Source organism: Photobacterium makurazakiensis, from assembly GCF_050336715.1.
In the GTDB taxonomy this organism is placed as follows: Bacteria; Pseudomonadota; Gammaproteobacteria; order Enterobacterales; family Vibrionaceae; genus Photobacterium; species Photobacterium makurazakiensis.
The window spans coordinates 208121-232757 of record NZ_JAKJSJ010000011.1 but is presented as its reverse complement, the minus strand read 5'-3'; the positions used below and the strand labels follow the sequence as shown (position 1 = coordinate 232757).

20 protein-coding genes and 2 tRNA genes are annotated in these 24637 nt (G+C 44.2%); 11 read left to right on the top strand and 11 right to left on the bottom strand.

Annotation, left to right across the window (positions count from 1 at the left end; translation table 11 throughout):
• The 9 genes from tkt to L4D09_RS04605 all read right to left on the bottom strand — a co-directional run.
• Positions 1-1829: transketolase (gene tkt, locus L4D09_RS04645; protein WP_428456326.1), on the bottom strand; the 1829-nt coding region annotated here is incomplete at its 3' end.
• A 79-nt stretch (positions 1830-1908) separates the two neighbouring features.
• Positions 1909-2859, bottom strand: a complete 951-nt coding sequence (gene tal, locus L4D09_RS04640) for a transaldolase (RefSeq protein WP_428456325.1) — start codon at positions 2857-2859, stop codon at positions 1909-1911.
• A gap of 412 nt (positions 2860-3271) precedes the next feature.
• The gene (locus tag L4D09_RS04635) at positions 3272-3772 is read right to left on the bottom strand and encodes a DUF3016 domain-containing protein (protein WP_428456324.1); all 501 of its coding nucleotides are present in this window, start codon (positions 3770-3772) and stop codon (positions 3272-3274) included.
• A 123-nt stretch (positions 3773-3895) separates the two neighbouring features.
• The gene (locus L4D09_RS04630; protein ID WP_428456323.1) at positions 3896-4993 is read right to left on the bottom strand and encodes an NAD(P)/FAD-dependent oxidoreductase; all 1098 of its coding nucleotides are present in this window, start codon (positions 4991-4993) and stop codon (positions 3896-3898) included.
• Positions 4994-4998: 5 nt separating this feature from the next.
• Positions 4999-7017 (bottom strand): LodA/GoxA family CTQ-dependent oxidase, encoded by a 2019-nt coding sequence (locus L4D09_RS04625; RefSeq protein WP_428456322.1) that lies wholly within the window; start codon positions 7015-7017, stop codon positions 4999-5001.
• Positions 7018-7342: 325 nt separating this feature from the next.
• Positions 7343-10234 (bottom strand): ATP-binding protein, encoded by a 2892-nt coding sequence (locus tag L4D09_RS04620; RefSeq protein ID WP_428456321.1) that lies wholly within the window; start codon positions 10232-10234, stop codon positions 7343-7345.
• Positions 10235-10478: 244 nt separating this feature from the next.
• Positions 10479-11969 carry a transposase gene (locus L4D09_RS04615; RefSeq protein ID WP_428456320.1) on the bottom strand — a complete coding sequence of 497 codons (1491 nt, stop codon included), beginning with the start codon at positions 11967-11969 and terminating at the stop codon, positions 10479-10481.
• A 378-nt stretch (positions 11970-12347) separates the two neighbouring features.
• The gene (gene deoD, locus L4D09_RS04610) at positions 12348-13058 is read right to left on the bottom strand and encodes a purine-nucleoside phosphorylase (protein ID WP_428456319.1); all 711 of its coding nucleotides are present in this window, start codon (positions 13056-13058) and stop codon (positions 12348-12350) included.
• 418 nt (positions 13059-13476) lie between these two features.
• Positions 13477-14772 carry an amidohydrolase gene (locus L4D09_RS04605; protein WP_428456318.1) on the bottom strand — a complete coding sequence of 432 codons (1296 nt, stop codon included), beginning with the start codon at positions 14770-14772 and terminating at the stop codon, positions 13477-13479.
• A 205-nt stretch (positions 14773-14977) separates the two neighbouring features.
• Here L4D09_RS04605 and L4D09_RS04600 point away from each other — a divergent pair, with 205 nt between their 5' ends.
• Complete coding sequence (locus L4D09_RS04600) at positions 14978-15490, top strand: porin family protein (protein WP_428456317.1); 513 nt, start codon at positions 14978-14980, stop codon at positions 15488-15490.
• Between the two features lie 90 nt (positions 15491-15580).
• Here the strand turns inward: L4D09_RS04600 and L4D09_RS04595 are convergent, their stop codons facing one another.
• Positions 15581-16039, bottom strand: a complete 459-nt coding sequence (locus L4D09_RS04595) for a GNAT family N-acetyltransferase (protein ID WP_428456316.1) — start codon at positions 16037-16039, stop codon at positions 15581-15583.
• Between the two features lie 186 nt (positions 16040-16225).
• Here L4D09_RS04595 and L4D09_RS04590 point away from each other — a divergent pair, with 186 nt between their 5' ends.
• The 8 genes from L4D09_RS04590 (at position 16226) to L4D09_RS04555 (ending at position 22101) form a co-directional block, all read left to right on the top strand.
• Complete coding sequence (locus tag L4D09_RS04590; protein ID WP_428456315.1) at positions 16226-17011, top strand: hypothetical protein; 786 nt, start codon at positions 16226-16228, stop codon at positions 17009-17011.
• 176 nt (positions 17012-17187) lie between these two features.
• Complete coding sequence (locus L4D09_RS04585; RefSeq protein WP_428456314.1) at positions 17188-17394, top strand: DUF3283 family protein; 207 nt, start codon at positions 17188-17190, stop codon at positions 17392-17394.
• Positions 17395-17535: 141 nt separating this feature from the next.
• On the top strand, positions 17536-18261 hold the full coding sequence (locus L4D09_RS04580; protein ID WP_428456313.1) for a response regulator: 726 nt from the start codon (positions 17536-17538) through the stop codon (positions 18259-18261).
• Between the two features lie 128 nt (positions 18262-18389).
• Positions 18390-19835, top strand: a complete 1446-nt coding sequence (locus tag L4D09_RS04575; RefSeq protein ID WP_428456312.1) for an ATP-binding protein — start codon at positions 18390-18392, stop codon at positions 19833-19835.
• A gap of 11 nt (positions 19836-19846) precedes the next feature.
• Positions 19847-21103: an ABC transporter substrate-binding protein gene (locus L4D09_RS04570; RefSeq protein ID WP_428456311.1), complete on the top strand. Its 1257-nt coding sequence runs from the start codon at positions 19847-19849 to the stop codon at positions 21101-21103.
• A gap of 177 nt (positions 21104-21280) precedes the next feature.
• Positions 21281-21769 (top strand): SixA phosphatase family protein, encoded by a 489-nt coding sequence (locus tag L4D09_RS04565; protein ID WP_428456310.1) that lies wholly within the window; start codon positions 21281-21283, stop codon positions 21767-21769.
• A 125-nt stretch (positions 21770-21894) separates the two neighbouring features.
• Positions 21895-21982, top strand: a tRNA-Ser gene (locus tag L4D09_RS04560).
• Positions 21983-22024: 42 nt separating this feature from the next.
• Positions 22025-22101: transfer RNA gene (locus L4D09_RS04555), tRNA-Asp, on the top strand.
• Between the two features lie 221 nt (positions 22102-22322).
• Here the strand turns inward: L4D09_RS04555 and L4D09_RS04550 are convergent.
• The gene (locus tag L4D09_RS04550) at positions 22323-23216 is read right to left on the bottom strand and encodes a LysR family transcriptional regulator (RefSeq protein ID WP_428456309.1); all 894 of its coding nucleotides are present in this window, start codon (positions 23214-23216) and stop codon (positions 22323-22325) included.
• A gap of 114 nt (positions 23217-23330) precedes the next feature.
• Here L4D09_RS04550 and L4D09_RS04545 point away from each other — a divergent pair, with 114 nt between their 5' ends.
• Together L4D09_RS04545 and L4D09_RS04540 are read left to right on the top strand one after the other, a co-directional pair.
• On the top strand, positions 23331-23735 hold the full coding sequence (locus tag L4D09_RS04545; RefSeq protein ID WP_428456308.1) for a nuclear transport factor 2 family protein: 405 nt from the start codon (positions 23331-23333) through the stop codon (positions 23733-23735).
• Positions 23736-23764: 29 nt separating this feature from the next.
• Complete coding sequence (locus L4D09_RS04540) at positions 23765-24502, top strand: SDR family NAD(P)-dependent oxidoreductase (protein WP_428456307.1); 738 nt, start codon at positions 23765-23767, stop codon at positions 24500-24502.
• The last annotated feature ends 135 nt before the right edge of the window (positions 24503-24637 follow it).

Here is a 24637-nt window from a genome sequence, read left to right as displayed (position 1 = left end):
GCAATACGTGCAGTTACATCAGAAGGCAGTACCGATTCACGGTAAGCGGCATCTTGCTTGTCGAATGCATCAGTTGCAGGCATGGAAACAACACGTACTTGCTTACCTTCAGCCGTTAGTTGTGCAGCAGCTTGAACAACTAGCTCAACTTCAGAACCTGTTGCGATAAGGATAAGCTCTGGCTTGCCTTCGCAATCTTTCAGGATGTAGCCACCTTTAGCGATGTCAGCAACCTGCGCTTCAGTACGTGCTTGCTGTGCAAGGTTCTGACGCGAGAAGATAAGCGATGTAGGACCATCTTTACGTTCAATTGCTAGTTTCCAAGCAACAGCTGATTCCACTTGGTCACATGGACGCCATGTGCTCATGTTTGGTGTTAGACGTAGCGAAGCAATTTGCTCTACAGGTTGGTGCGTAGGACCATCTTCACCCAGACCAATTGAGTCGTGCGTGTAAACTTGGATGTTCTGAATTTTCATCAGAGCAGCCATACGCATTGCGTTACGCGCGTATTCCATGAACATTAGGAATGTTGCGCCGTATGGTACGAAACCACCGTGCAGCGCAATACCGTTCATGATAGCTGTCATACCGAATTCACGTACACCGTAGTGGATGTAGTTACCAGAGAAGTCATTCGCTTCTAGTGACTTAGAGCCAGACCACATGGTTAGGTTAGATGGTGCAAGGTCAGCAGAGCCGCCCATGAATTCTGGTAGCATCGCACCAAATGCTTCTAGTGCGTTTTGAGATGCTTTACGTGATGCGATATTCGCTGGGTTAGCTTGTAGATCAGCAATGATTGCGTTGGCTTTTTCTTCCCACTCAGCAGGTAGTTCACCGTTAGTACGACGCTTAAACTCAGCGGCTAGTTCAGGGTAAGCGGCTGCGTATGCTTCAAACTTAGCGTTCCAATCAGCTTCTTTTGCTGCACCAGCTTCTTGTGCATTCCACTCAGCTGCAATATCTGCAGGAATTTCAAACGCGCCGTGTTCCCAGCCAAGTGCTTTCTTCGTTGCTGCAATTTCATCAGCACCAAGTGGAGCACCGTGACAGTCGTGCGTACCCGCTTTGTTTGGTGAACCAAAACCGATAACCGTTTTAGTACAAATTAATGTAGGGCGGCCAGTTTCAGCTTTTGCTGCTTCAATCGCAGCATTAATAGCTTCAGAATCATGACCGTCTACTGCTGGGATCACATGCCAGCCGTAGGCTTCAAAACGCTTAGGGGTATCGTCAGAGAACCAACCTTCTACTTCGCCATCAATAGAGATGCCGTTGTCATCCCAGAAAGCAACTAACTTGCCAAGACCTAGCGTACCCGCTAGAGAACATGCCTCGTGCGAGATACCTTCCATAAGGCAACCATCACCCATGAATGCATAAGTGAAATGGTCAACGATTTCGTGACCTTCTTGGTTAAATTGTGCTGCCAACGATTTTTCAGCCATCGCCATACCAACCGCATTGGTAATGCCTTGACCAAGAGGACCAGTCGTTGTTTCGATACCAGGCGCATAACCGTATTCTGGGTGGCCAGGAGTCTTAGAGTGAAGCTGGCGGAAGTTTTTCAGGTCTTCAATTGAAAGCTCGTAACCTGATAGGTGCAATAGAGAGTAAATCAGCATTGAACCGTGACCGTTCGACAGAATGAAACGGTCGCGATCAGCCCACTCAGGGTTCTGTGGGTTATGATTCAGGTGACTACGCCATAGAACTTCAGCGATATCAGCCATACCCATTGGCGCACCAGGGTGACCAGAATTAGCTTGTTGAACACCGTCCATGCTCAAGGCACGGATTGCATTTGCGAGGACTTTACGTTCCATAGTTATGTCACCAAAAATTAAATCAATTCAAAAAAGTAAGAAAGCGGCTAAAGGCCGCTTTCTGAAATAGTATTAAGTTTTACAGACGCTCTGCAATCATGGTCTCAAGCTTACCTTGGTCAACCGCAAAGTTACGGATACCTTCGGCCAGTTTTTCAACCGCCATTGGGTCTTGGTTGTGATCCCATAGGAACTCGGCGTGAGTCATTGCAGCAGGACGCTCTTTAGTACCGTTAGAATCGATTAGCTTTTCTACGACTTCGCCTTCTGCTGCTTCAAGTTCAGCTAGAAGTTGAGGTGCGATAGTTAGGCGGTCACAACCAGCAAGTTCAAGGATCTCACCGATGTTACGGAAGCTTGCGCCCATAACAACAGTCTTGTAACCGTACTCTTTGTAGTAGTTGTAGATGCTTGCTACAGAGATAACGCCTGGGTCTTCAGATGCTTCGAAGTCGCGGCCTTCTTTCGCTTTGTACCAGTCCATGATGCGACCAACAAAAGGAGAGATAAGGAAGACACCTGCTTCAGCACAAGCACGCGCTTGAGCGAATGAGAATAGAAGCGTTAGGTTACAGTTGATACCTTCTTTTTCTAGGATTTCAGCTGCGCGGATACCTTCCCAAGTAGACGCTAGTTTGATCAGAATGCGGTCGTTAGTAATGCCAGCGTCGTTGTACATTTTGATTAGTTGACGAGCTTTAGCAACACTGCCTTCCATGTCGTAAGAAAGACGAGCATCAACTTCCGTTGAGATACGACCAGGAACGACTTTAAGGATTTCTTTACCGATGCTGACGTTAAGCATGTCGCAAGTATCTTGTACTTGTTGTGCTTTGTCATTGCTCTGTGCTTTAGCGTATGCAATAGACTGATCGATAAGTGGAGCATACTCAGCAATTTGTGCTGCTTTTAGAATTAGCGATGGGTTAGTTGTCGCATCTTCAGGCTTGTATTTGCTGATTGCTTCAATGTCACCCGTGTCAGCAACAACAGTTGTTAGCGCGCGCAATTGTTCCAGTTTTGTGCTCATATCTATCGACCTTTTTACATGTTGGGCATTGTTTCAATGCTAGCCTAATGTGAAGCTAGTAAAGTCATTATTACTTGCTCTTAACTAATACGCTGCAAACCAAAAACATCATTATTGAGCAATTGGGATGCTTAAGAACAATTGATGATTCGATAATTAGCGTTTTTGGGGATTTTGTCAATTAGAAATGGAATCAAAACGTGTATTGATCCCACTTTTTATCTGGTTATTAGCTGTTTAGAGTTGGAGCACTAAATGCTGGCGGTTTTTGTTGTGATTTACAAAGGGTTTTAGTGTGAACATATGATCAGGCTTGTGATCTTATGTTCGCGTTTGAGGGGGGCTGGTGATGTGTGCTCGTGCTAAATTATTGTCAGTGAAATGCATTTTTCTGGCCCAAGCTTTAAGAGCGCTACAGTGCGTGCTTCGCCCATTTATCAATAAGCGCTTTTTCATAAGCCAGAGGTTTTTCTTTTGCGCGTCCGATAACGCTGGCCTGATAGTTAAGATCTCTAAGTTGCTCGGTACCTTCTTTTACTATTTCATCCCCTTGCTTAACTTGATAGTTGAAACTCAGCTTAGGTGGTGTTGCGCTATCCAATATACGGATTTCTTGTGACAGTTCTGCTCTATATCTCACCATGCCTGCTAAGTCGAGATCTGTCACAGTGATAATAAGTGTTTGGTCTTTTGTTAGGTATTTATTTGCTTCTTTTCCAAACTGTTTTGACAGTTGCGAAAATACGTTCTGTTCATAACGTGACTGGCTGCCAGAAGTACTTTTTACATCTTTGTATTGGTCACTGTTGAGCCAAGTAACGCTGGCTGGCGGGTTGTTGAAAACGTTGTCGGCGAAACAGGCGTTGCTAAAGCCGAGAAGCAGTAATGGGACGATCAGTGGCTTAGTACGCATGTGGACTCCGGATACTCTTGAGGCAAAGTGCCTATACCTAAGTATATAGACCGGATAAGCGTAAAGTTGTTCGAAATGGTTTACTCATGCTCATTATTTGGTTTTGTAAACTAAACCAAGCTGTCAGCTCATCATGTTATAAAACAATTCTTTATGTGCTAAATACTGTTGCCAAACGCTGTCCATCTGCTGTTGATAGAGGTGTTGGTTTTCCATATGGTGTAGGCCGTTTGTTATTAACAGTTCACTTAATTGCATAGCACTCGCCATTGCATTAAACATGCCTTGTGATGAAATCGGATCAAAACTCATCGCAGCATCACCAATAGCAAACCATTGTTGACCACTACAGGTGCTTAGCTTTGACGAGTTTGCGGCAACAATTCCTTGAAGTTTGACTGATGAAAGGTCTATTTGCTCAATCAAGGGCTTAAAGCCTGGGGCTTTGCAGGCTGCTGTTAAAAAAGCTTGCGGTGATTTAGACAACGTTTTGTCAATAATGGCTGATTCTGCCTGCCATGAGAAAACACGTGCTTGTGCAGAGCTGCTCTTACTTTCTGGCGCGTGATTTGTTGGCAAGGTTGGAATTGGTGCGCTATACCACCAGCTTTTATCTGTACTGCTGATCAGCCCAAATTTTTTATTCACATGTACATTAGCCGTTAGCCATACAGACGTTAGCTTATCAAATTGCTGTCTTGCCACGCCCAGCTGGCGAGTGAAAACACAATGCCGGCCTGTTGCATCTATAACAACATCCGCATTTAGTGATCTAATCTCGCTGCCTTGCTGTAGTTTTAATTCCCAATGTTTAGCCATCTTAGTATTGGTAATTAAATGGCTTGGCCAAAGGCAGGTTACTCCTCGTTCTTGCGCTGCTTGGCGTAGTTGTTGCTCAAATAGAGGTCTATCGATGTGCCAACCAAAGCCATCAGGGTTACTCAAGTTGTCAACGATAGTTGGCTGTTCACTGCCCCAATAAGACAGCATTCCTTGGCTTTTCAGGTGATGCTGTTCATTAAGTAGGTGCTCTAGCTTGAGTGCTCTTAATATTCGTAAGGTAGCGGGTGGCAGGCATTCTCCAACTCTTGGAGGCAAAGCTACCTGCTTATCAATGAGTGTGACTGAATAGTGCGGCGCTAGCGCAAGGGCTGCAATACAGCCGCCAACGCCAGCGCCAATAATCGCAATATTCGTGTCAGCGGTTGGCTTAACACTCATACGGCCTAGCCTTTTGTTACAAAGCGGTTGGCTTTGTCTGTCAGACTTAAATTAGGGCGGCACTTGAGGGTATTCTTCGATTTAACTTCCATGAATGTTTCAGAATCAAAAAGTACCGTACTTTCAGGTTCGATATGCGTTAAGCCAACCTGCATGGTTTTTGGAAAACCAGTAATGCCCGCCTTAGACTGAGGTAATACGATGGCTAATTTGTCAAAATTTGTCACCATGCTATTAATTTGTGCTTGATATATATCAGCGGGCTCTAGGCCTTGGCTGATCGGAAGATCATCTAACCAAAATTCACGCTCATTAAATGCCTGTTGCCTATCTTCCATCGAGTGGCGTTCATCAATCACTTTTCGGTAATTTTCACGATTTAGCATGTTATTTGGCACACGAGCAGGCCAGAATGTAGGTAAATATGGGTCATAAGCTTCGTTGTAGCCATCTCGACAACTGGCGGTGTCAGTTTGCCACGGGATAGCCATCCAGCGGGTAAGCCCGCCAGCGATTTGACCACTTAATAGTGGGCCATTTGGTTGTTGGGTAATTTGTGGCGTCATCACAGGGCCATAATTAATGTTATGAGTTGGAGAGGTATTATCAGCATGCTGTAAACGGAATGCCTCTGAATACATGCCCGGCGTGCGCATTGGCCATGTCAGTTCACAACCAGGGTGGAAAGCATCAGCAAGGCAAAACTCCATTGCCGCTTTGGTTAACATTTCGGGTTGTTCAGCTAAAGGAACATCTTCAATACTTGTCACTGCGGGGGAGCAAGGGATGTAATCATCTTTGAAATCTCCCTCTACCCACCGTGATAAGGCGCTTAATTGGATTCGCGTTAAACTGGCAAATTGGCGTGGGGAGTCTGTTGCATGTTTATCCATTGCATCACCATATATCCACGGCCATTGTTGTGGTGATAGCGCACTATATTCAGGATTCCAGCTAGATACAGAACTTGGATTGTCAGTTGTCAGCTTAAAATCTGTGTCTAAGCGACGAAAATTATTATAGAGCGTACGACGGAGTTCTTGCCATGTATCGGACTCATTTGTTGGGTCAAAGCGTTTACTGAGGCGAGATAGCCACTTTTCAGATGTAAAATCAAAGGGACTATCCCAGCCAAATCCTGCGGCAAACCCTGCATTGACCCATTGTAAGTCTGTCATTCGTTGAAAAATGGGCAATATGTCATGAGTGAAAGAAGGCTCCTTAGGCTCGGGAAGCATTCGGGCAGAGACGGCCACATCACGCATTAAGTCCCACATAGTTCTGACAGACTTTTGCATCGGTGCATAATCTGGTGGCGCACAAATAACCCAAGCAGGTTTAACATAGATTGGTTTGCCATCGACTGTTACTTCGGCTGTTATTGGCCCATCAGAGGTGTCATCATACCAACCCTCATTGTTACCAAAGGACACGGCTGGATCGTCGTTGAGGTTTTCAGATTTACCGTGCCCACCTAGCATAACTAAGCGACCTTTTTCATCTGTGCGCATCTCACCTAAATAGACAGATGTCTGTTTTAACTCTCCTGACTTATTAACTAAGCCAAAGCTTCCAATGAACTGGCTCGATTGACCATCGATGTTACATCCGCTTACTTGCTGCTGGCCGCCATCAATAAGCAGCTTGCTGCGGTCGGGTTCACTTTTATTACGCAGCGTTGATGGTGTTGCGTCCACTGCCTCGGGAATATCTAAGGCTAATTCAAATTTATACCAAGAGGCTTTTTGGTTCGCGAGTTGAGCTGTCCAGTTAATTACTGCGTTATCCGTTGTTAGTTCTTTAACAATGTTTCCATGTGCATTTAACCCATAGATCCGAAACCGTGCTGCTTGACGTTTTAGTGCCCCACTAGAATCCCGATAATAATTGGCGTCTTGGGCCTGCGGCTGATTAACCTCTGGCCCGATGAAAAATTCATTAACGCTATTGCCGACACGCGTTACTCCAATCGGTGGGTAAATTGCTGCAGAAACGATCGTGGATTCACTTACGTTGGTGGTCATGGTTAGTATCCCTTCATGTATGAAAAGCTTAGCCAGTACGTACTACGCGCGTTGATGTATAGCGTGAAAAGAACACTCACAACATCAGTTTCGACAACCCATGATATCGACTAAGAATATGCTGTTGAGTGTATATTAAAGGCCAAGGTTAGTTATTACACAATATTACATGGTGTTGTTTATCGTAGGCGAAGGAGCCATTGTGCAGGTGCTAGCACAGATATGAGCGAGAGCGCTGAGTGGAGTTAGTTATTACGGACGGCATAAATTACGGCACCCTCAGATGAAGGTGCATTCATATGAGGGTGCCTTTACAACCTGCGGGTTAAGACAGCTTTTCTTTAATTTGGCTACAAGCAGCAATGAGGCTTGCTTCAAGGTGGTTGATATCTTGTTCTGATGGGAGCTGTTGTTGCTTTACTTGCTGCTCAACAACGATTGCGGCTTGGTGAACTTTATATGCACAAACACTGCTAGAGACTCCTTTTAATGAATGGCTGATCAATACTGCATTATCAAAATCTCTTTGCTCTAATGTGCGCTTTAAGCGCGACACATCGCCTCCGTGTTCATCGCAGAACATATGAAGGAATTGAACAGAAATATCGTGGTCGTTATCCATCACTTCTAATAATGTATTAATGTCTATTTCTGTAAAAGCATCAGGATCGAGTGTAAAGCCAGAGGGTGCATCATCCACGTCAAAGTCATCAAAGTCTTCGTTAACCATATCACTCATGCTTTCTATATGGCTTTCTTCGTTAATGGTTCGATTTGATGTGGCAGCTGAATGATGTTCAGTGATGATGGTGTGAGGAGCCTCTTGATCGTCATCCTCAGAGAAAGCGAGCGTTAGTTCTTGAACGTTTTCATCGATGGTATTGAGTGAACGGTGTGAAGCCATCGCAGTAATTTTGCTTTTAAAACGTTGTAGGGCATCAATAAGCTTCCGTTCATCAAGCGGTTTGGTGATCACACACTCGACGCCAGCATTAAGCATGTTTTGCTGAGTTTCTGCAAAAACATCGGCGGTACAGGCGAAAATTGGCGTTTGGCTGGCAATAGTGGGTAGGGCGCGAATACGGCTGGTTGCTTCGATCCCATCCATAATGGGCATATGGTTGTCCATCAAAATAAGATCGAAGATATTATTTTCTAGCATCGCCAGGGCTTCAGCCCCGTTTTCTGCTACATCTGTTTTGAAACCTCTGTGCTTTAGAAAGGTATCAATGATCATGACGTTCAAGTGATTGTCTTCGACAATAAGGACTTTTAAGTTAGAGAAAGCACTTTGGTCAAAAGCGACATCATGCTTTTCTTCTTCAATGTATTGCCCTTTTTCGACGGTTAAATTTACGGTAAAGGTGGACCCTTGCCCTGTTTGGCTTTCAACCTTGATGTCGCCTTTCATCAGCGTTGCAAGCTGGCTAACAATGCTTAATCCTAACCCTGTACCACCGAAACGCCGGCTGGTCGAAGCTTCTGCTTGGGCGAATGGGTTAAAGATTTGGTTGATGCGATCGGCTGGAATACCAATGCCCGTATCTTTGGTAATAATGGTTAAAACTTGGTGATTTTTTTCACGGCTATCACAAAGGCGAAGCGTAATATCCACATGGCCTTTTTCGGTGAACTTGACGGCATTACTGCTTAAGTTAAACAAAATCTGGCGGATTCTCGCTTTATCTGCATAAAACCAACCTGTTTGGTCAAACTCGCAGTGGATATTAAATCCGATACCTTTTTCTTTGGCTAGTGAGTAATAGGTACTTTCAATGGTGCCAATGAGATCGGTAAAGCAAAAATGAGTGGGATCGAGCTTGAGTTGACCTTGCTCTATTTTAGAAAAATCGAGGATGTCATTAAGCAGTGACATCATGTGTTTACCTGAATCAAGCAAGGTATATAAGTGTTGCTCTTGCGCTTTATTCAAATCCGTTTTGAGCAGTAGCTGTGCAAGGCCGAGCATGCCGTTCATCGGGGTACGTATCTCGTGCGAGAGGTTCGCTAAAAAGGCCGATTTAGCACTATCTGCAGATTCCGCTTTATGTAACGCTTGATTTAACCGTCCGGTATCGTAGGCAATTTTATCAGCCCCTTGGTTTAAGGCATCGTGTAATACTTTAAATTCATGTGGACCATGAAAATTTTCATTGCGAGTATAATTACCCAGTCTAAATTGTGCCGCAAACCGAGACAGTTTGGCTATCGGCACTGTGATTCGTCGTGACAGCATCAACGATAAAGTTAATACGACGCCAGCTGTTGCGAGTAGCGCCAGCATAAAATAATGATGAAGGTACTCAATAGTCGCAGTAACACTGTGTTTAGGGGTGATGGAAACGAGTGACCAGTGTGGTACGCCAGCTAAGCGGAACGTTAATGGCGACAGGGTCGCAACCATGGTTTCGCCAAGCTGATTGTTGTAGGTTATGAGCTCATTAGCCGCTGTTGGTTGCTGATCCAGTGACTGTTGGAAAAAACGTTTAAAATCGATAAAGGCCGCTGTTGTTTTATCTTGGTCACGGCCTGTTAGTACTGCATTACCTTGCGGATCAATCAGCATAATGTAGTCACTATTGCTAATACGTTCGCCCAAATAAGTCAGTTGGCGATTTAGTTCTTCAAGCTTATATTTGATGATTAAAAAACGCTCTTTAGCGTCAGTAGGCTGGTGTGAGTGACGCACTGTCGAGACGATATAAATATATGGGTTACTGTTTTGGTTTTGTGTTGATGAGAAAAATATCGGTGACGGAGTGCTAGGCAAGGTTTCAATGCGTACAGATTGTAAATTAATACCAGCTTGCTTGAGCGCCGAATCTAACTCTGGCAGTGATTGTTCGGCAGAGCCAGCCAATAGTGAAAGTTGCTGTTGTTGATTTTCAAGCAGATATATCTCGCCAAAGCCAGCATCCACAGTCACGAGTTCTTTCAGGTAGCTGGTTATAAAATCATCGGTGATAATGCTGTTATTTGAGGCTAAATCGAAAACGGGAGAACTCGCCAGTTTCTGAATACTGAGTACCCGTTGAGCGAGAATATCATCGAGGTTGTGAGCCGCTAGTTCGTTACGGCTACTAAGCCCTTTGGCTATTTGGCCGATAGCAACCGTTGATAATTTATCGCTACTAAACCAGCTATAAAAAAAAGCTGGAACGATGCCAATAAAAAGCATACTGCCGAGCAAAATTGGTTTTATTCGATTTGAAAACATATATAGCAAACTACACCTCGAAATCCATTTCGATATTACATTCTTGTTTTATCAATACGCCAGTGGGATTCATTAACAGCGTTTTTTTATTGGTATTCACATGAGTGTCGTATAGAAGGGAGGTAGGAATCAATCTATTGTCTAGATTGAGAGGAAGAAATACGATCCCATCGATCATATTAGCGCTCACAATATTAGCGTTGTTGCGTATTGTGAGCGACAAAATAAAGTATAAATATGCGCGCTAGCTTAGCAGTTGCTCTAGCGTTAACGGACTTGTAATTAGACCAACTTTTTGTGCTGGTGTTTGCCCATTACGATCTTGGTGGCATAGATTATTCCAGGCTCGGTAAATATCGAGCAGTGGTAGTAATCCACCCGGACGAAGCTTTCTACGTGGCTCATTAACTAACTGGCTAAATTGGTCGTGAAAGCGCTGTTGGTATTCGGTAATGGCATCATGCGATGCATGTTCAAGCCAATAGCCTTCATTGTCTTTTTCTCCGCCAAGGTGGCAAATACCTTTACTTATACTGTTGTGGCGGGTAAAGGCCCACCGATCTCGCCACCAACCCATTAAGACAATGTCGATACGCCCTACAGGTTGGTTATGTTGCCAGTGAGGATCGTATTCAACATAAATAGGGTGGATGGTTTTGTCTTTTATATGGTCGACAAAAATTGAGATACAGGCTGAACGCAACAAGGTTTCTTGCTGCATGTAAATTGACAATGAGCGATTATTTTCGAGCATGCCACGCAGGTGAAGGTAGTGGGCATATACGGTGTATTGTGGCCGGATCAAACAACCTTTGGCTGGGTAGTTAATCCTTGGCATACTAGTTAATGGGTCTTCAAGGTTGGGTCTTGACATCATATCACGGTATTTCGTGTCAATTTGTGCCAATAAGCCTTGCAGGGGAGCGGTGTTTGTTTCAACCTGCTTTTCGATGGGAACAGACATAAACCGTGTCCCATTCACGTATGGGTCATGTTGTTCTGTGCCTTGTGTTTCTGCTGTTTGTTGGTAATTAATATCTTGTGCAACAACATAGCCCGTTTGGGCTTCACAGCTGGCCATCCACAGTACACCATTATCACTTTTTGGCTGTAGTGGGCGAATGTTTGACGCTAACTCGAGTGATTCTGCTTGTTTGAATAAGCGGGCATCAAAGATGGTTAATTGGCGTCGGCAGCGACTCGCGATATGGGACAAGTGATCATAAAACGATTTTGGGTTCATGTTCAAACGTCGGCAAATATCGCGCACGGAATAGCCCGTAAATAACATAGCCAGTAGCTTCTGTTGTAATTGGTTTTTATTATTAAACCCAGACCAGCGATCGACGAAAGTTGCCTGACAACATTTGCATCGATAGCGTTGACGATCACCACTATAACCAAAGGCATGATACAAATGACGGTGAGTGAGAACGGGCAGTCCAAGGTTTTCACATTCGGCATTATTACAAGCGGGTAGACCACAGCGCTGCTGCTGTTGAAGTCGTGTGACTTCAGCACCGACATCATGGTTATTCACCAATGGTGGGAAAGCGCCACACTCACGGCACACAAGAATAGGTTTTTTCGGATTGCTTCTTTGTAGAACATAATGGCTGGTATCGGTTGACCCAAAATGTTTGCAACTTACGGTTTTACAGTGATTAAGCTGGGTACCGTGACTTGCTTCTGGAAGCAAAAGGGTGTGATTATCGCTGTCGGGTGTTTTCATCATGCCAGCCTAACGTTATACCATGGGCTTGAGTAATAGTTGCGTTATCCGTTTCGCTTGTCTTTATAAATAATGAAGAGGGAAGGGAAGTACAGGGTCGGTAATTCTTAACCCTGCACATAATTAGTACCTGCAATTTGTTGTCGCCATTATCTACCGCTTGAATTGAGACCTGAAGGGCTTCATTCGTCAAATTGTGTAAGACGCCACATTTTACAAAATATTGAGCAGCGGTTCAGCAGGCTAAAGCATTTTGTTGACACTAACATCCCTATTTTCGGCAATACCTATAACATCTAGCGATGATGGTAGAGGTATTGCTTGAAAATAATACAGAGAAAAAGTGGCCAGTACATCGGGGCGTACTGACCACGAAAGTGGTTACAGTTTAATGGCTGTTTCTAGTGCGACATTCATCATTTGAGCAAACGATTTTTGGCGGTCTTCTGCGCTAAGGTTTTCACCACGCTTGATGTGATCCGAAACCGTCAAGATAGTCAGTGCTTTTGCACCAAGCTCTGCAGCGACACCGTAAATGCCCGCAGCTTCCATATCTACCCCTAAAATGCCAAGTTTTTCCATCTTATCGAATAGATCTGCTTCTGGGCTGTAGAATAGATCGGCTGAGAATACGTTACCAACGCGAACCGGTACATTTTGAGCGCGAGCTTCGTTAACTGCGGTCTCTAGCATGCCGTAATCCGCGATAGCTGCGAAATCATGATCGTTAAAGCGAATACGGTTAACTTTAGAGTCAGTAGAAGCACCTAAGCCAATGATAACGTCCATTAGTTTTACGTCGTCATGTACAGCACCACAGCTACCGATACGGATGATGTTCTTCACACCGAAGTCTTTGATCAATTCGTGTACATAGATTGAGCATGAAGGAATACCCATACCATGACCCATCACTGAAACAGATTGGCCTTTGTATGTGCCGGTGTAACCAAACATGTTACGTACATCACATACAAGTTTTACGTCATCTAGATAGTTTTCAGCGATGAACTTGGCACGAAGTGGGTCTCCTGGCATCAGTACGGTTTCAGCGAAATCACCACGTTCTGCGTTAATGTGTGGGGTAGCCATAGATAACTCCTAGAATGACGAATAATTATGAGAAAGCGTTCACAGTGGCTTCTACCGAAGAGGCCGGATTGTTGCTTTACTTGATGGAGAAAGTGTAAGTAAGTGCAACGCAGAATCTCGCGATCCGGATCACACTTCGGTTCTCTACCATTCTAAAATAGCACCTTGATTACCAAATGTGTTGAAAGAGCGAGGGATATCGTTTGCGTGAATGTCGCTATTCACTCTGATTACATGGTGATAAATTTGTTTTAACTTATTAAATATCAATTGTTTGTGGTTGTTTTTATTGTTGTATTAGTTGTAGGTGAATCCATGTAATAACGAGGGTATAGCAGTGATCTTGTAATGGATTTCATTGGGCTACTGATGACGAAAGGGGAGAAATGATGAGAAAAAAGGGTGCGATGTTCATTATTTAATCGGTATTGGCTTGGCTAAAAAGTGTTTTTCCTTCTTTTATGGTTTCGATAATTTGGACATCACGCAGTAAGCCTGGCGCGAGCTTTACGGGGTTCTGCGACAAGATCACTAAGTCAGCCAGTTTTCCGGGTTCAAGGGAGCCCTTATTGTCCTCTTCGAAAAACTGATAGGCGGCATAGATGGTAATGGCTTTGAGTGCATCGAGTATGTCGACCCGCTCATCTGCACCAGCAATGCTGCCTTCTTTTGTGAGTCGGCTTACGGCACTCCAAATACTGTTCAAGCCATGTATTCCATGTGCTGCACTGCTGGTGTGGTTGGTAAATCGAATATCTAAATTATTTGCTGAAAGTGCGGGGCTTTGAAAGTAAGCCCGCTGCTTACCCAGTATTAATGCATCGTTATCACCATAGAAATAAATATGCCCCGTAGCGAAGCTTGGGATAAAACCCAATTTTACGTAATGAGTTAGTTGGTTGACCCGCATAAAGCGTGACTTGATGACAACGTGGCGCTTATCTTGCGAGGCATTAATTTTTAAATCATATGCAGCTTGAATAAGAGCATCGATAGCAGCGTCGCCAACAGCATGGACAAAAACTTGTAAATCTTGGTTTATGGCAGCGCTGTATCGCTGTTTGAATTGGCTAAAGGGCTTCTTGGGTTCACCTCGCCATCCGGGATCTTGTGCCTGAGTCGTGAGGTAAGGCATAGCAAACCATGCCGTTTCTTTTTCGACTGTGCCATCTAAAATGAGTTTTATACCGCCGAATTTCAAACGGTTATGATACTGACCAAATATTTCGGGTGAGCTCGATAGTAGCAATGTTGCAGCGTTATAGAGCGGAAGGGCGATAATATCTTGGGTGAGCAATTCATCTTTAGCTGCTTGTTGCAAAACGGCAACGGTCTCTTTTGTGGCTGAACCCTCAGAGAGGGTAGTAAAGCCTTGCTTTGCAAATGCTAATTGCGCTTCCTGTATCGAGCCTAATTGTTCGATATTTGCCATCAGGGCACCGTGTGGGTCAATAAAACCGGGAAGCATCGTTTTACCATCCAAATCGACAATTTCTGTCCTGTCTCCTTTATGCCGCATTACCCCAATTTGTGTGCCTATCGCTTGTATCCGCCCATCTTTTATCGCGAGGGCACTGACTATCTCGGGCTTGGCCATGGTAACAATATCACCGTTGATATAGATGACATCGGCCGTAGGAGACGTTTCTTTTTCACAGGCACTCAGTAAAAGTACTAACACAGAGAGCAGTAATAACCGATTTAGTCGGATCATTGTTGAAGCCACCTCCGCTGTCATAATTTTATAAGCATATACCATTGCCGTTAGAGTGCGTTAAATGCTTATTTTAGAAATGGAATCCAGACAGTGACTTGATGCACGGAAAAGGTGAATGCCATTGGTAATTTTTAGGCTCATCAACTACTCGTTAAAGATTAAAACTAAAATTTTACGGCAATTAATTCGAGGGATAGAGCAAATGAAAAAGTTAGGAGTGGCTGCCATCGTATTCGCATTATCAGCACCAGTACACGCTGATATTTTAGGGTTATCTGTTGGAGCACATGCAGGGAGTGCGAAAGTAGAATACGACGGTAATAGTGAGTATGGTTTTGAATATGGTATTAATGGGTCGTATCAAATCAACGATATATTTTCACTCAATGCCGGAGTGGTGCAAGGCAGTGCAGATGTTGATTCGAACCTCGGCGCCTCGAATGACATCGACTATACCGCTTTCCCTTTAACGGTACGGGGCGATATCCCATTATTAATTGGTAGTGTGTATGCGAAAATTGGTACCAATTACTATGACTACGATATCGAGCGACCAGGCAGCAAAATAGAAGACGACGGTTGGGGCTTTACTGGTGGGGCTGGTGTTGTTTTTTCGATGCTACCATTTATTGACCTTTCTTTGGGTTATGAGTATCGCGATATGGGCGATGTAACCAACAATGCAATCATGTTTGGCATTGGCGCTAGCCTTTAAATCGTAGGCCAATATTTTAAGTCAACGCCTTGAACAAATCATTGAATTAGCCGCCATCGGTTCGCTACGAATAACCCTTTGGCGGCTACTTTATTGAAGGCTTAACGTTAGTCTCAGCATATCTTTATGCTGAATACCATTCTCAAAAATAGGCGCATCATAATGGTTTAAGAAAAAATCTTTATCGATGCTTGTTACGCGAAAACCGACACGCTGATAAAAAGATAACTGGTAACCAAATGTACCAGTACCAAGCGTTAATGTTTTGATACCTAGCTGCTTTGTTTGCTTTATGGCATGTAGTAGCAGCTGGCTTCCAATTCCCTTTGACTGGTGTGTTGGACAAACTGCAATATTCATTAACTCTGCACTGCGCAATGGCATTGCTTTAACGACACAAACCCCCACCGCTTCACTATTCAACATGGCAACATAAATGAGGGACTCTTCGAGGTATTTCTGTATTTGCACTTCACTTGGATCGGCTTCAAGCAATAAAGACATGGGTGCGTTTTCGGGAAGCGTCGTAATGATTGTTAATTTAGGCATGATTGTGAGTCATCGCTGAGTGATATGCATTGTTTTGGTGACGAGATTATAAATTTTTTGGTGGTGTGATTGTAGTAATAAAGGCGAATAAAACATCGTTTGAAAATAAGATTCCGATCAAGTTAGTGCTGTTACTATTTTAGTATAATGGTCGTAATCCATAGGTAATATCTCCGGAGGAAAGCCATGACCAACTATCAACATTACCAGTCCACAGTTGAACAGGTTTATCGGTCTATTTTACAGGAGGTATCAAGACCGTGGCGTATTGAATACAAAGTGGCATCACGTTTACCACCGTCGGATGCTCTGCAATCGGTGATGCTGGTGGCCCCAAGCGGTACGGTTTGCCAGCGTTTAACGTTACCTTCATCGACTGCGGAAAACATATGGCCAGATAACACTTCCGTTAGCCAGTTGGTGACCGAATATGTTGTACGCGGTGCTGCTCGGCTAGCACCATTGCGTCAAACGGCTTTTCGTAATAACTTTCCGCATTGGCTCGAGCGTTGTTTACAGCAACTTCATTACCTTAATGACTCTAAAGATAAACTACTTTCCGTCATGAAAGAGCAGCAATTCCCATTTCCAAGTAACGTCAAAGTTGAAGGTACTTATCTACCTTGTTGGGTGTGGTCTCAGTGTGATGAAAAAATGGTGGTGTCGGTAATTGACCGCCGTACTGGCCATTTTAGTGAGCCAAGAACCGTGACTCAAAACCAATTAGTCGATCACGAAAAGTGGTTAGGTGCTCAGGTTATTGACTCCGTTGATGAGTCGGTTGAAACCATCAAATATTATGTCAATGAGTTGATTCAGGGCCAGAAACAAATCGATTTTGATGAGCCTACACTTTCTGACGCTATTCATAACCCTTGTGTTTCTACACTAAGCCCGATATTGAGCGTGGCATTAACTGTCGCAGTGGTCGCTGGATTTTTCATTACCTTCAAATTGTTATTAGGCTTTTAGCCGATACCCTCATACGCACCAAAGCGCCTATTAAGCCCACCATTTATGGTGGGCTTAATGGTTATGGGTATAGATGGGTGAAGGAAATGGGTGATAGACAACGAGTTATTGGTATCGGGCTAGGATATTCGTTAAAATTAGCCGCAGTATTCATAGATTGATGTTGGAAAATAGCAATGCATAACTTAGCCCAGTTGTCAGATGCAGAAAAAAACCGTGTAGAACTGGATAAGCAGGCCGCTTACTCGGTGTGGCAAGTAAAAAATGCCAAAAAAGGCTATGAAGTATTTGCAGAAATTGCAAACAACATCAGCGATGATGATGAGCGTGACTTTTTTGAACGTGCCGTCACTAAGTATAAAATGCAAATGGGTGTCGCATAAATATCGTTGGTTACTGCCTAAGCGATATCACCAGATGATGTAACCCGTTTTCCTATGCAGATCATGATTCTTAGGCGCAGTACGCGCCTTTTTTGATTGGGTTTGTTATGTTTGTCTGCTTGGGTGGAAAAGGAAGAAAGAATGAACACGAGCAAGAAGGTTCTTGTTGTCGATGATGATCAGGAAATCCGCGAGCTGTTAGAAGAGTTTTTAACCAAAGCGGGATTTACTGTTACCACCGCAGCTGAAGGCGAAGAAATGAAGCGCCGTCTCGCAATGGGCTACCCTGATTTAATCTTATTGGATGTTATGATGCCGGGTGATGATGGTTTTACATTATGCCAATACATTCGTAAAACATCTGACGTACCGATTATTATGCTAACAGCAGTATCGGATGAAATGGATCAGATCATAGGTCTTGAGCTCGGCGCTGATGATTATATTGCTAAGCCCTTTAGTCCGCGACAGCTCATGGCCCGAATTAAAGCTCTTTTACGTCGTGTAAAGCCAACAGAAGCTCAGCAAATGCCTGCCGCACCCAAATCAATCCGGTTTGCTCATTGGCGGTTAGATACGGCGGCACAGCGTTTATATGATCTTGATAAAAATAAAGATTACGATATGAGCGGCAGTGACTTTGCGTTATTGATGCTGTTTTTAACCCGCCCGAACGAAGTGCTTGATCGCGATACCATTTCATTCGCAACGCGTGGCCGCGAGGCAACACCGTCGGCGAGAAGTATTGATGTTCAATTAAGTCGCCTACGCCAACGCTTGGGTGATAAAGGCACACAGCAACGTTTAATCAAGACCATTCGAGGTAATGGCTATTCGTTTAATGCTGAAGTGACTTACGAAGACTAACACGTACCGCCAGCTTTCCAGCAGGCAAGGCAACAAGCCATCAATACTTCCCTGGATCATGCTGGCGGTTGGACTTAACGAGCAATACGTTAGGTATAACGACGCAGCCAAAGGCTGATCTGGACAATATGAATATTCAAAAATGGGTGCCAAAATCATTATTAGCGCGCACCTTATGGTTTACGTTATTAGCCGTTTTTCTCGCACAAATGATTGCGACCAGTATTTGGTACGGACAATCAAAACAGCGGGATTTGGAAGGGTTAGAATCGGCGTCATCGAGCATGGCGAATATGTTTGCCTCGACAGTGACATTCTTTCAATCTTTGCCCTTAGAATACCGCCATATCGTATTGGACCAACTGAGAAATATGGGGGGAACACGTTTCTTTGTTTCTTTTAATGAAGAAGAGATTTTGATTGACCCTATTCCCTCTTCGCAAATGAGAAATACCGCAGTAAGAACGTTCAAGGATGTACTAACAGAAAAGCTACCTCGTCTTGATGTCATTCGTGTTGAGTTTTCGCGCCCTGAAACGCTGCATGTTTTAAAGAATGATATTTTATTAGCAGATCTACCTCGCTCGTGGGCGCACTATACCCTTAGCCTTGAGCCGCTTAACCCGCCTATCTTAGTTGTACAGTTAGAGTTAGCGGAAAACGAATGGTTGTACATTGCCGGACTGTTGCCAGCCCCTTATGTAACGTTAGAAGATGAAATTATTACCAGCCAGCAAGTGATTTTTATGGGGTTCATGACGACCCTGTTGTTGGTGTTTACCTATTTTATGATCCGACGTCAGACCAAACCTCTGAAACGTCTTGCTAATGCGGCCAATGCATTAAGTTTTGATATTTATCAGCAGCCACTCAAAGAGGAAGGGGCCAGTGAGTTGGTAACAGCAACACGTGCCTTTAATCGAATGCAGCTGCGTGTCCGGCGTTATATTGATGATCGTGAACACCTTTTCTCGGCAATATCGCACGATCTAAAAACCCCGATTACTCGGTTGCGGCTCCGAGCTGAGTTGATTGATGACGAAAGCAAAATAGAAAAGTTTAATAATGATCTCGATGAGCTGGAAATGATGGTTAAAGGGGCGCTACAGACCGTTAAAGACACCGATTTACATGAAAATCTAGCGCAGGTCGATATTTCAGAGTTATTACGTAGCATTGCTGAGCAATACAATCATGGTCAGATCAAAGTCCATATACCTGAAACCTCAATCGAGCCATTAACTGGTAAACCGCTCGCGTTAAAACGGTGCTTCACCAACTTGATTGATAACGGCGTGAAGTATGGCGAAGAGGTGCGATTCATTATTGTTGATGAAAAAGGCTCACTCATTCTGATTATTAAAGATAATGGCCCAGGCATTCCTGAAGAGTCACTTGAAGCGGTGTTTGAACCCTATGTTCGTGTTGCCAAGGATGATGAAGGCCATGGGTTGGGAATGGGGATCGCCCGTAACATTATTCATGCTCATGGTGGCGACATGGCCATTCATAATGCAACTGACGGTGGGCTTGAAGTGAAAGTCTTCATTCCTCGTTTGATTAAAGAAAGATAAAGGTCGAAATGATGAAACATACCCTATTGTCTATTGCCTGCGGTGTTGCTTTTGTGGCTTCATCGCTAACGGCTTATGCGGGTGAAATAGAGGTTTTGCATTGGTGGACCTCGGGCGGTGAGGCGAAATCTGTACAGCTCTTGAAAGAGAGTCTCGAAGCGCAAGGTAACGAATGGAAAGATTTTGCCATCGCTGGTGGAGGTGGTGAAAGTGCAATGACCGTTTTAAAAACGCGAGCAGTCTCTGGCAATCCGCCTTCTGCGGCACAAATAAAAGGGCATGACATTGAAGAGTGGGGGCGATTAGGTTTTTTAGCGGATTTAAATGCCGTTGCGAAAGCGGATCACTGGCAACAATTTCTGCCTAAGGTCGCGCAAGACATCATTTTATACCAAGACGATTATGTTGCCGTGCCGGTCAATATTCACCGAGTAAATTGGCTATGGGCGAACCCAGAAGTGTTTGCCGACGTTGGGGTTGAAATCCCAGTGACCCTCGACGATTTTTTTTCGGCAGCCGAGAAAATCAAACAAGCTGGGTATATTCCTCTTTCCCATGGTGGGGGGCAGCCATGGCAAAACGTAACCTTGTTTGAAGCCGTTGCTTTGGCTGTATTAGGGCCTTCTGACTACCAGAAAGCATTTGTGTCTTTAGACATGGCGGTATTAAACAGCCCGAAGATGGTTGAGGTCTTTACCCAGTTTCGCCGAATGAAAGATTACGTTGACCCCAAATACCGAGGCAACGACTGGAATACTGCGACAAGCATGGTGAGCAATGGTAAAGCGGCCATGCAGATTATGGGTGATTGGGCGAAAGGTGAATTTGCCGCAGACGGTAAAGCACCAGGAAAAGATTATATCTGTGTCGCGGCACCGGGTACTCAGGGGCTGTTTACTTACAATATTGATAGCTTCGCTTTCTTTAAATTAAATGATGAAGGAAATAGAAAAGCACAGGAAGATCTCGCTCGTGCGATTTTAGATGAAGAGTTCCAGACCGTCTTTAACCTCAATAAAGGCTCGATTCCCGTAAGAATGGACATGTCTTTAGACAATTTTGATCAGTGCGCAAAGGATTCGATGGCAGCGTTTAAAACGACCGCAGTCAACGGAGGATTAGTACCAAGCGTGTCACAGGGCTTGGCGACAACCAGTTATGTACAGGCGGCCATTTTTGATGTCGTGAGTAATTTCTTTAATGCTAAAGAAGCAGACCCTAAACAAGCAGCACATCGGTTGGCTCGAGCTGTGAAAGCTGCCATGTAAATACCTTGAATTCAAACGAGTCACGATTTCAAACAGGTTCCTACTAGGAACCTGTTTTGTATTCGACACAGCATAACCTGCTCGATTTTATATACTTTGTGTAATACACCAAGTAGTGAAGTGATCTTTATGGCAGTAGAAATACGTAATATGCCAGGTGAATATTGAGGGGGAATGATGAAGCTATTGTTTTTGGTTCGGCATGCAAAGTCATCATGGGATGATCCAATGCTAGATGATCATGAGCGTCCACTGAATCATCGAGGGCTTAAAAATGCCCCGAAAATGGCACATCAATTGAATGCTTGGCAGATGGCGCCTCAACTAATTATCACCAGTTCAGCCTTAAGAGCATCAGAGACGGCTTATTTGTTTGCCCAAGGTTTAGAAAGTCAGCCAAAGTTGGAATCGCGTACTGAGCTATATTCTGAGTCGCCTTTTGAGTTATTGGATATTATCCGTGAATGTAGGGATGTTGTTGACCGACTGATGATTGTCGGGCACAACCCTGCCGTAACGGATTTAGCGAACATGTTAGGGTTTCAAATCGAGAATATGCCGACCTGCAGCGTCGTTGTCATTGGGTTTGAAGTGGATTGTTGGCAAGCTGTCGCAGAAGATGAGTCAAACGTACTCTATTATGATTACCCGAAACGGCTAAAATAACCGATGTTTTAGCGCTAATTTGGCTTATAGATTAACATGTTGGTGGAATTTTGTGCGAACGATTCGTTTTGAATAAAAACAGTATTTACAAGACCGACGAGCCTATGTATTATTCGCCGCACAACGGAGAGATGGCTGAGTGGCCGAAAGCACCTGACTTGAAATCAGGCGAGGGGCGACCCTCCTAGGGTTCAAATCCCTATCTCTCCGCCACATTCTACAAGTTGGGTTAGTTACCGAGCTTGGCAAAGAATTGGAGCGGTAGTTCAGTTGGTTAGAATACCGGCCTGTCACGCCGGGGGTCGCGGGTTCGAGTCCCGTCCGCTCCGCCACTACAACGAAGCCTCAGCAGAAATGCTGGGGCTTTTTTGTATGTGCTGATTTTGATTTCGCCCTTCGGTCGAATGAGTCCCGCTGGAATGCCAGCCCAAACTAGGCGTCCCCACTGTTTCGCCACTACAACGAAGTCTCAGCAGAAATGCTGGGGCTGCTTGAAACTGACTTACATGTAAATACAGTCATGTCTCCTTCCTCGTTAAAGTACACCTATAGATTATGGATACCTGTTCCGTAACTTTTCTTGGATAAAATCTACGAAGCAGCGAACCTTCAAAGGTATGTGTCGGCTATATGGGTAGATAGCGTTAATTGGAACTGTATCGTTTGAAAAGTTTTCTAGTACTTGGACTAGATCACCCATTTCTAGATAGTTATCTGTCATCCAAATAGGCAATTGAGTGACGCCTAATCCTGCGAGCGCCATTGCTAGGTTGGTTTCTCCGCTATTACTGCGAAAGGCACCTTGAACTGGAATAGAAATCTCTTTGTCGTCGTTCTTAAAATGCCAGTTGTTTAGCGAGCGGTTAAAAGTATAGACAATACAGTTGTGAGCTTTTAGTTCGTTAGGTTGGATTGGTGTACCATGTTTTTCTAGGTAACTAGGTGATGCGACCAACAATAATGGATTGTTAAACAGAGGCCTTGCAATCAACGATGAATCTTCCAACTTCTTCGCTCGAATTGCGACATCAATCCCTTCAGCAACGAGATCGATATGGCGTTCTTCAATCACCATATCAACTTCTATTTCTGAGTACTCGAACAGAAACTCTGCGATAAGCGGCGCTAGCAAAATGCGCGCAAGTGGTGCTGGGGCGGCAATACGCAATGTTCCTTTCGGCGAAGAGACTTGCGAGCGGACACTCGCTTCAACCTCATCGATCTCCTGCAAAATATTACCACAATGGTTGTAGTACTCTTGGCCCGCTTGAGTCAGTGATAACTCTCTGCTGGTGCGTGTTATCAGCTTTACGCCTAGCTTATCTTCTAGAGCAGAGATCTTCTTGCTGATAGTTGCTTGAGAAGTGCTTTGTTCTCTTGCTGCCGCCGAGAAGCTTCCTGTTTGTATCACGCGTAGAAAAACACGCATTGCTCCGAGCTGATCCATAGATGTATTCGATTTTGGAATAGATGGTTTTCATTTTACCCTACTTCTATAGCAAACCTACTATGGATAATATTCTCTCCGTCAACAAGACATTGATTAGAAGAGAGATACGAAATGAAACCGACTCATACCAAACAAGCTATTCGTGAAGCAATGGATCACCTTATTGATCGCGCTACAAACTTCGATATTGAGGCTCTAGAAACTATTTATCATGATGACTTCCACACAACGCTAATCCTGCCAGACAGCACAGTGCAAACATTCAATAAAGCTGAATTCAAGGACCACTTTGCTAAGCAAGCAGAAGCACAAAACACTCCTCAACTAAACACTTGGGCTGAGTGGCACGATTTCCACATTCTTGACGACTCAGCAGTATGTGTATTAACACGTAAGCATAGTGGTATGAATGGAGAAGAGATGAGGTTGCTATGTAACATCGAGTTACGCTTTGAAGATGGTCGCTGGCAAGTTCTTCGTGAGCAAATTTACCTACGTCCACTTAACGAAGCTTAATTCAGTATCAGCAATGTGAGACAACCATTATGAAAAATAAAGTGGTCATTATTACAGGCGGAAGTAACGGCATAGGTAAAGCAAGTGCGTTGGAATTTGCTAACTTAGGAGCAAATGTGCTTATTACAGGCCGGCGTGAAGTGCATCTTAAAGAAGTAGCAGCACTTCATAGCAACATTGAAACTATTGTTGCTGATAGCCGTGAAGCGTCAAGTGCGCAGTTGATCGTAGAAGCTGCGATTGAAAAATGGGGGCGCATCGATGTTCTCGTCAACAACGCTGGTGCAGGAAGAAATGCTAACCTAGATGAAATGGATGAAGCGCAGATAACTGACATTTTTGCTCTTAATGTGGTCGCTACTAGCTTACTAGCAAAAGCGAGTCTACCGTATTTAAAAGAGAGCAAAGGAAATATAGTTAATATTTCTAGCACTATCGGTCATATGCCTGCACCTAGTTTGTCTCATTACGGGGCAAGTAAAGCGGCTGTTGAATATCTCACCAAATCATGGGCGTTAGAACTAGCACCTGACATCCGTGTAAATGCTGTAGCACCTGGGCCTACATACTCAGGGGCATTAACTGGAATGATGGGGCTCTCTCCAGAGCAAGCAGAAAAAGTAGAGAAGCAAGAAGAATCAATGATTCCGCTTGGACGACGTGGCGTTCCTGAAGATATCAGTCGATGGATAGTAAAACTTGCAGAGCCTGAGAGTTCATGGATGACAGGTCAAGTTATTGGCCCCGATGGAGGCTTGGGCCTGTAATAAGCACCTTCGAACTTTACTCGTTTATGAAGCAGGGGCTGTTTTATCAAGGCTTGAAACAATAGGTAAAGCCTTTGGAGAGTGGCCCTTCAATTTAAGGGCCACCAAATCATTTTATATTGTGGTGGCCACACT

What these genes read in the sequence shown, in the direction of transcription:
- L4D09_RS04575 (WP_428456312.1), top strand. Translation starts at nt 18,390, where the DNA reads ATGAATATTCAAAAATGGGTGCCAAAATCATTATTAGCGCGCACCTTA.
- L4D09_RS04570 (WP_428456311.1), top strand. Translation starts at nt 19,847, where the DNA reads ATGAAACATACCCTATTGTCTATTGCCTGCGGTGTTGCTTTTGTGGCT.
- L4D09_RS04545 (WP_428456308.1), top strand. Translation starts at nt 23,331, where the DNA reads ATGAAACCGACTCATACCAAACAAGCTATTCGTGAAGCAATGGATCAC.
- L4D09_RS04605 (WP_428456318.1), bottom strand. Translation starts at nt 14,772, where the DNA reads ATGATCCGACTAAATCGGTTATTACTGCTCTCTGTGTTAGTACTTTTA.
- L4D09_RS04635 (WP_428456324.1), bottom strand. Translation starts at nt 3,772, where the DNA reads ATGCGTACTAAGCCACTGATCGTCCCATTACTGCTTCTCGGCTTTAGC.
- L4D09_RS04630 (WP_428456323.1), bottom strand. Translation starts at nt 4,993, where the DNA reads ATGAGTGTTAAGCCAACCGCTGACACGAATATTGCGATTATTGGCGCT.
- L4D09_RS04585 (WP_428456314.1), top strand. Translation starts at nt 17,188, where the DNA reads ATGCATAACTTAGCCCAGTTGTCAGATGCAGAAAAAAACCGTGTAGAA.
- L4D09_RS04625 (WP_428456322.1), bottom strand. Translation starts at nt 7,017, where the DNA reads ATGACCACCAACGTAAGTGAATCCACGATCGTTTCTGCAGCAATTTAC.
- L4D09_RS04615 (WP_428456320.1), bottom strand. Translation starts at nt 11,969, where the DNA reads ATGATGAAAACACCCGACAGCGATAATCACACCCTTTTGCTTCCAGAA.
- deoD (WP_428456319.1), bottom strand. Translation starts at nt 13,058, where the DNA reads ATGGCTACCCCACACATTAACGCAGAACGTGGTGATTTCGCTGAAACC.
- L4D09_RS04580 (WP_428456313.1), top strand. Translation starts at nt 17,536, where the DNA reads ATGAACACGAGCAAGAAGGTTCTTGTTGTCGATGATGATCAGGAAATC.
- L4D09_RS04550 (WP_428456309.1), bottom strand. Translation starts at nt 23,216, where the DNA reads ATGGATCAGCTCGGAGCAATGCGTGTTTTTCTACGCGTGATACAAACA.
- L4D09_RS04620 (WP_428456321.1), bottom strand. Translation starts at nt 10,234, where the DNA reads ATGTTTTCAAATCGAATAAAACCAATTTTGCTCGGCAGTATGCTTTTT.
- L4D09_RS04590 (WP_428456315.1), top strand. Translation starts at nt 16,226, where the DNA reads ATGACCAACTATCAACATTACCAGTCCACAGTTGAACAGGTTTATCGG.
- L4D09_RS04600 (WP_428456317.1), top strand. Translation starts at nt 14,978, where the DNA reads ATGAAAAAGTTAGGAGTGGCTGCCATCGTATTCGCATTATCAGCACCA.
- L4D09_RS04565 (WP_428456310.1), top strand. Translation starts at nt 21,281, where the DNA reads ATGAAGCTATTGTTTTTGGTTCGGCATGCAAAGTCATCATGGGATGAT.
- L4D09_RS04595 (WP_428456316.1), bottom strand. Translation starts at nt 16,039, where the DNA reads ATGCCTAAATTAACAATCATTACGACGCTTCCCGAAAACGCACCCATG.
- L4D09_RS04540 (WP_428456307.1), top strand. Translation starts at nt 23,765, where the DNA reads ATGAAAAATAAAGTGGTCATTATTACAGGCGGAAGTAACGGCATAGGT.
- tal (WP_428456325.1), bottom strand. Translation starts at nt 2,859, where the DNA reads ATGAGCACAAAACTGGAACAATTGCGCGCGCTAACAACTGTTGTTGCT.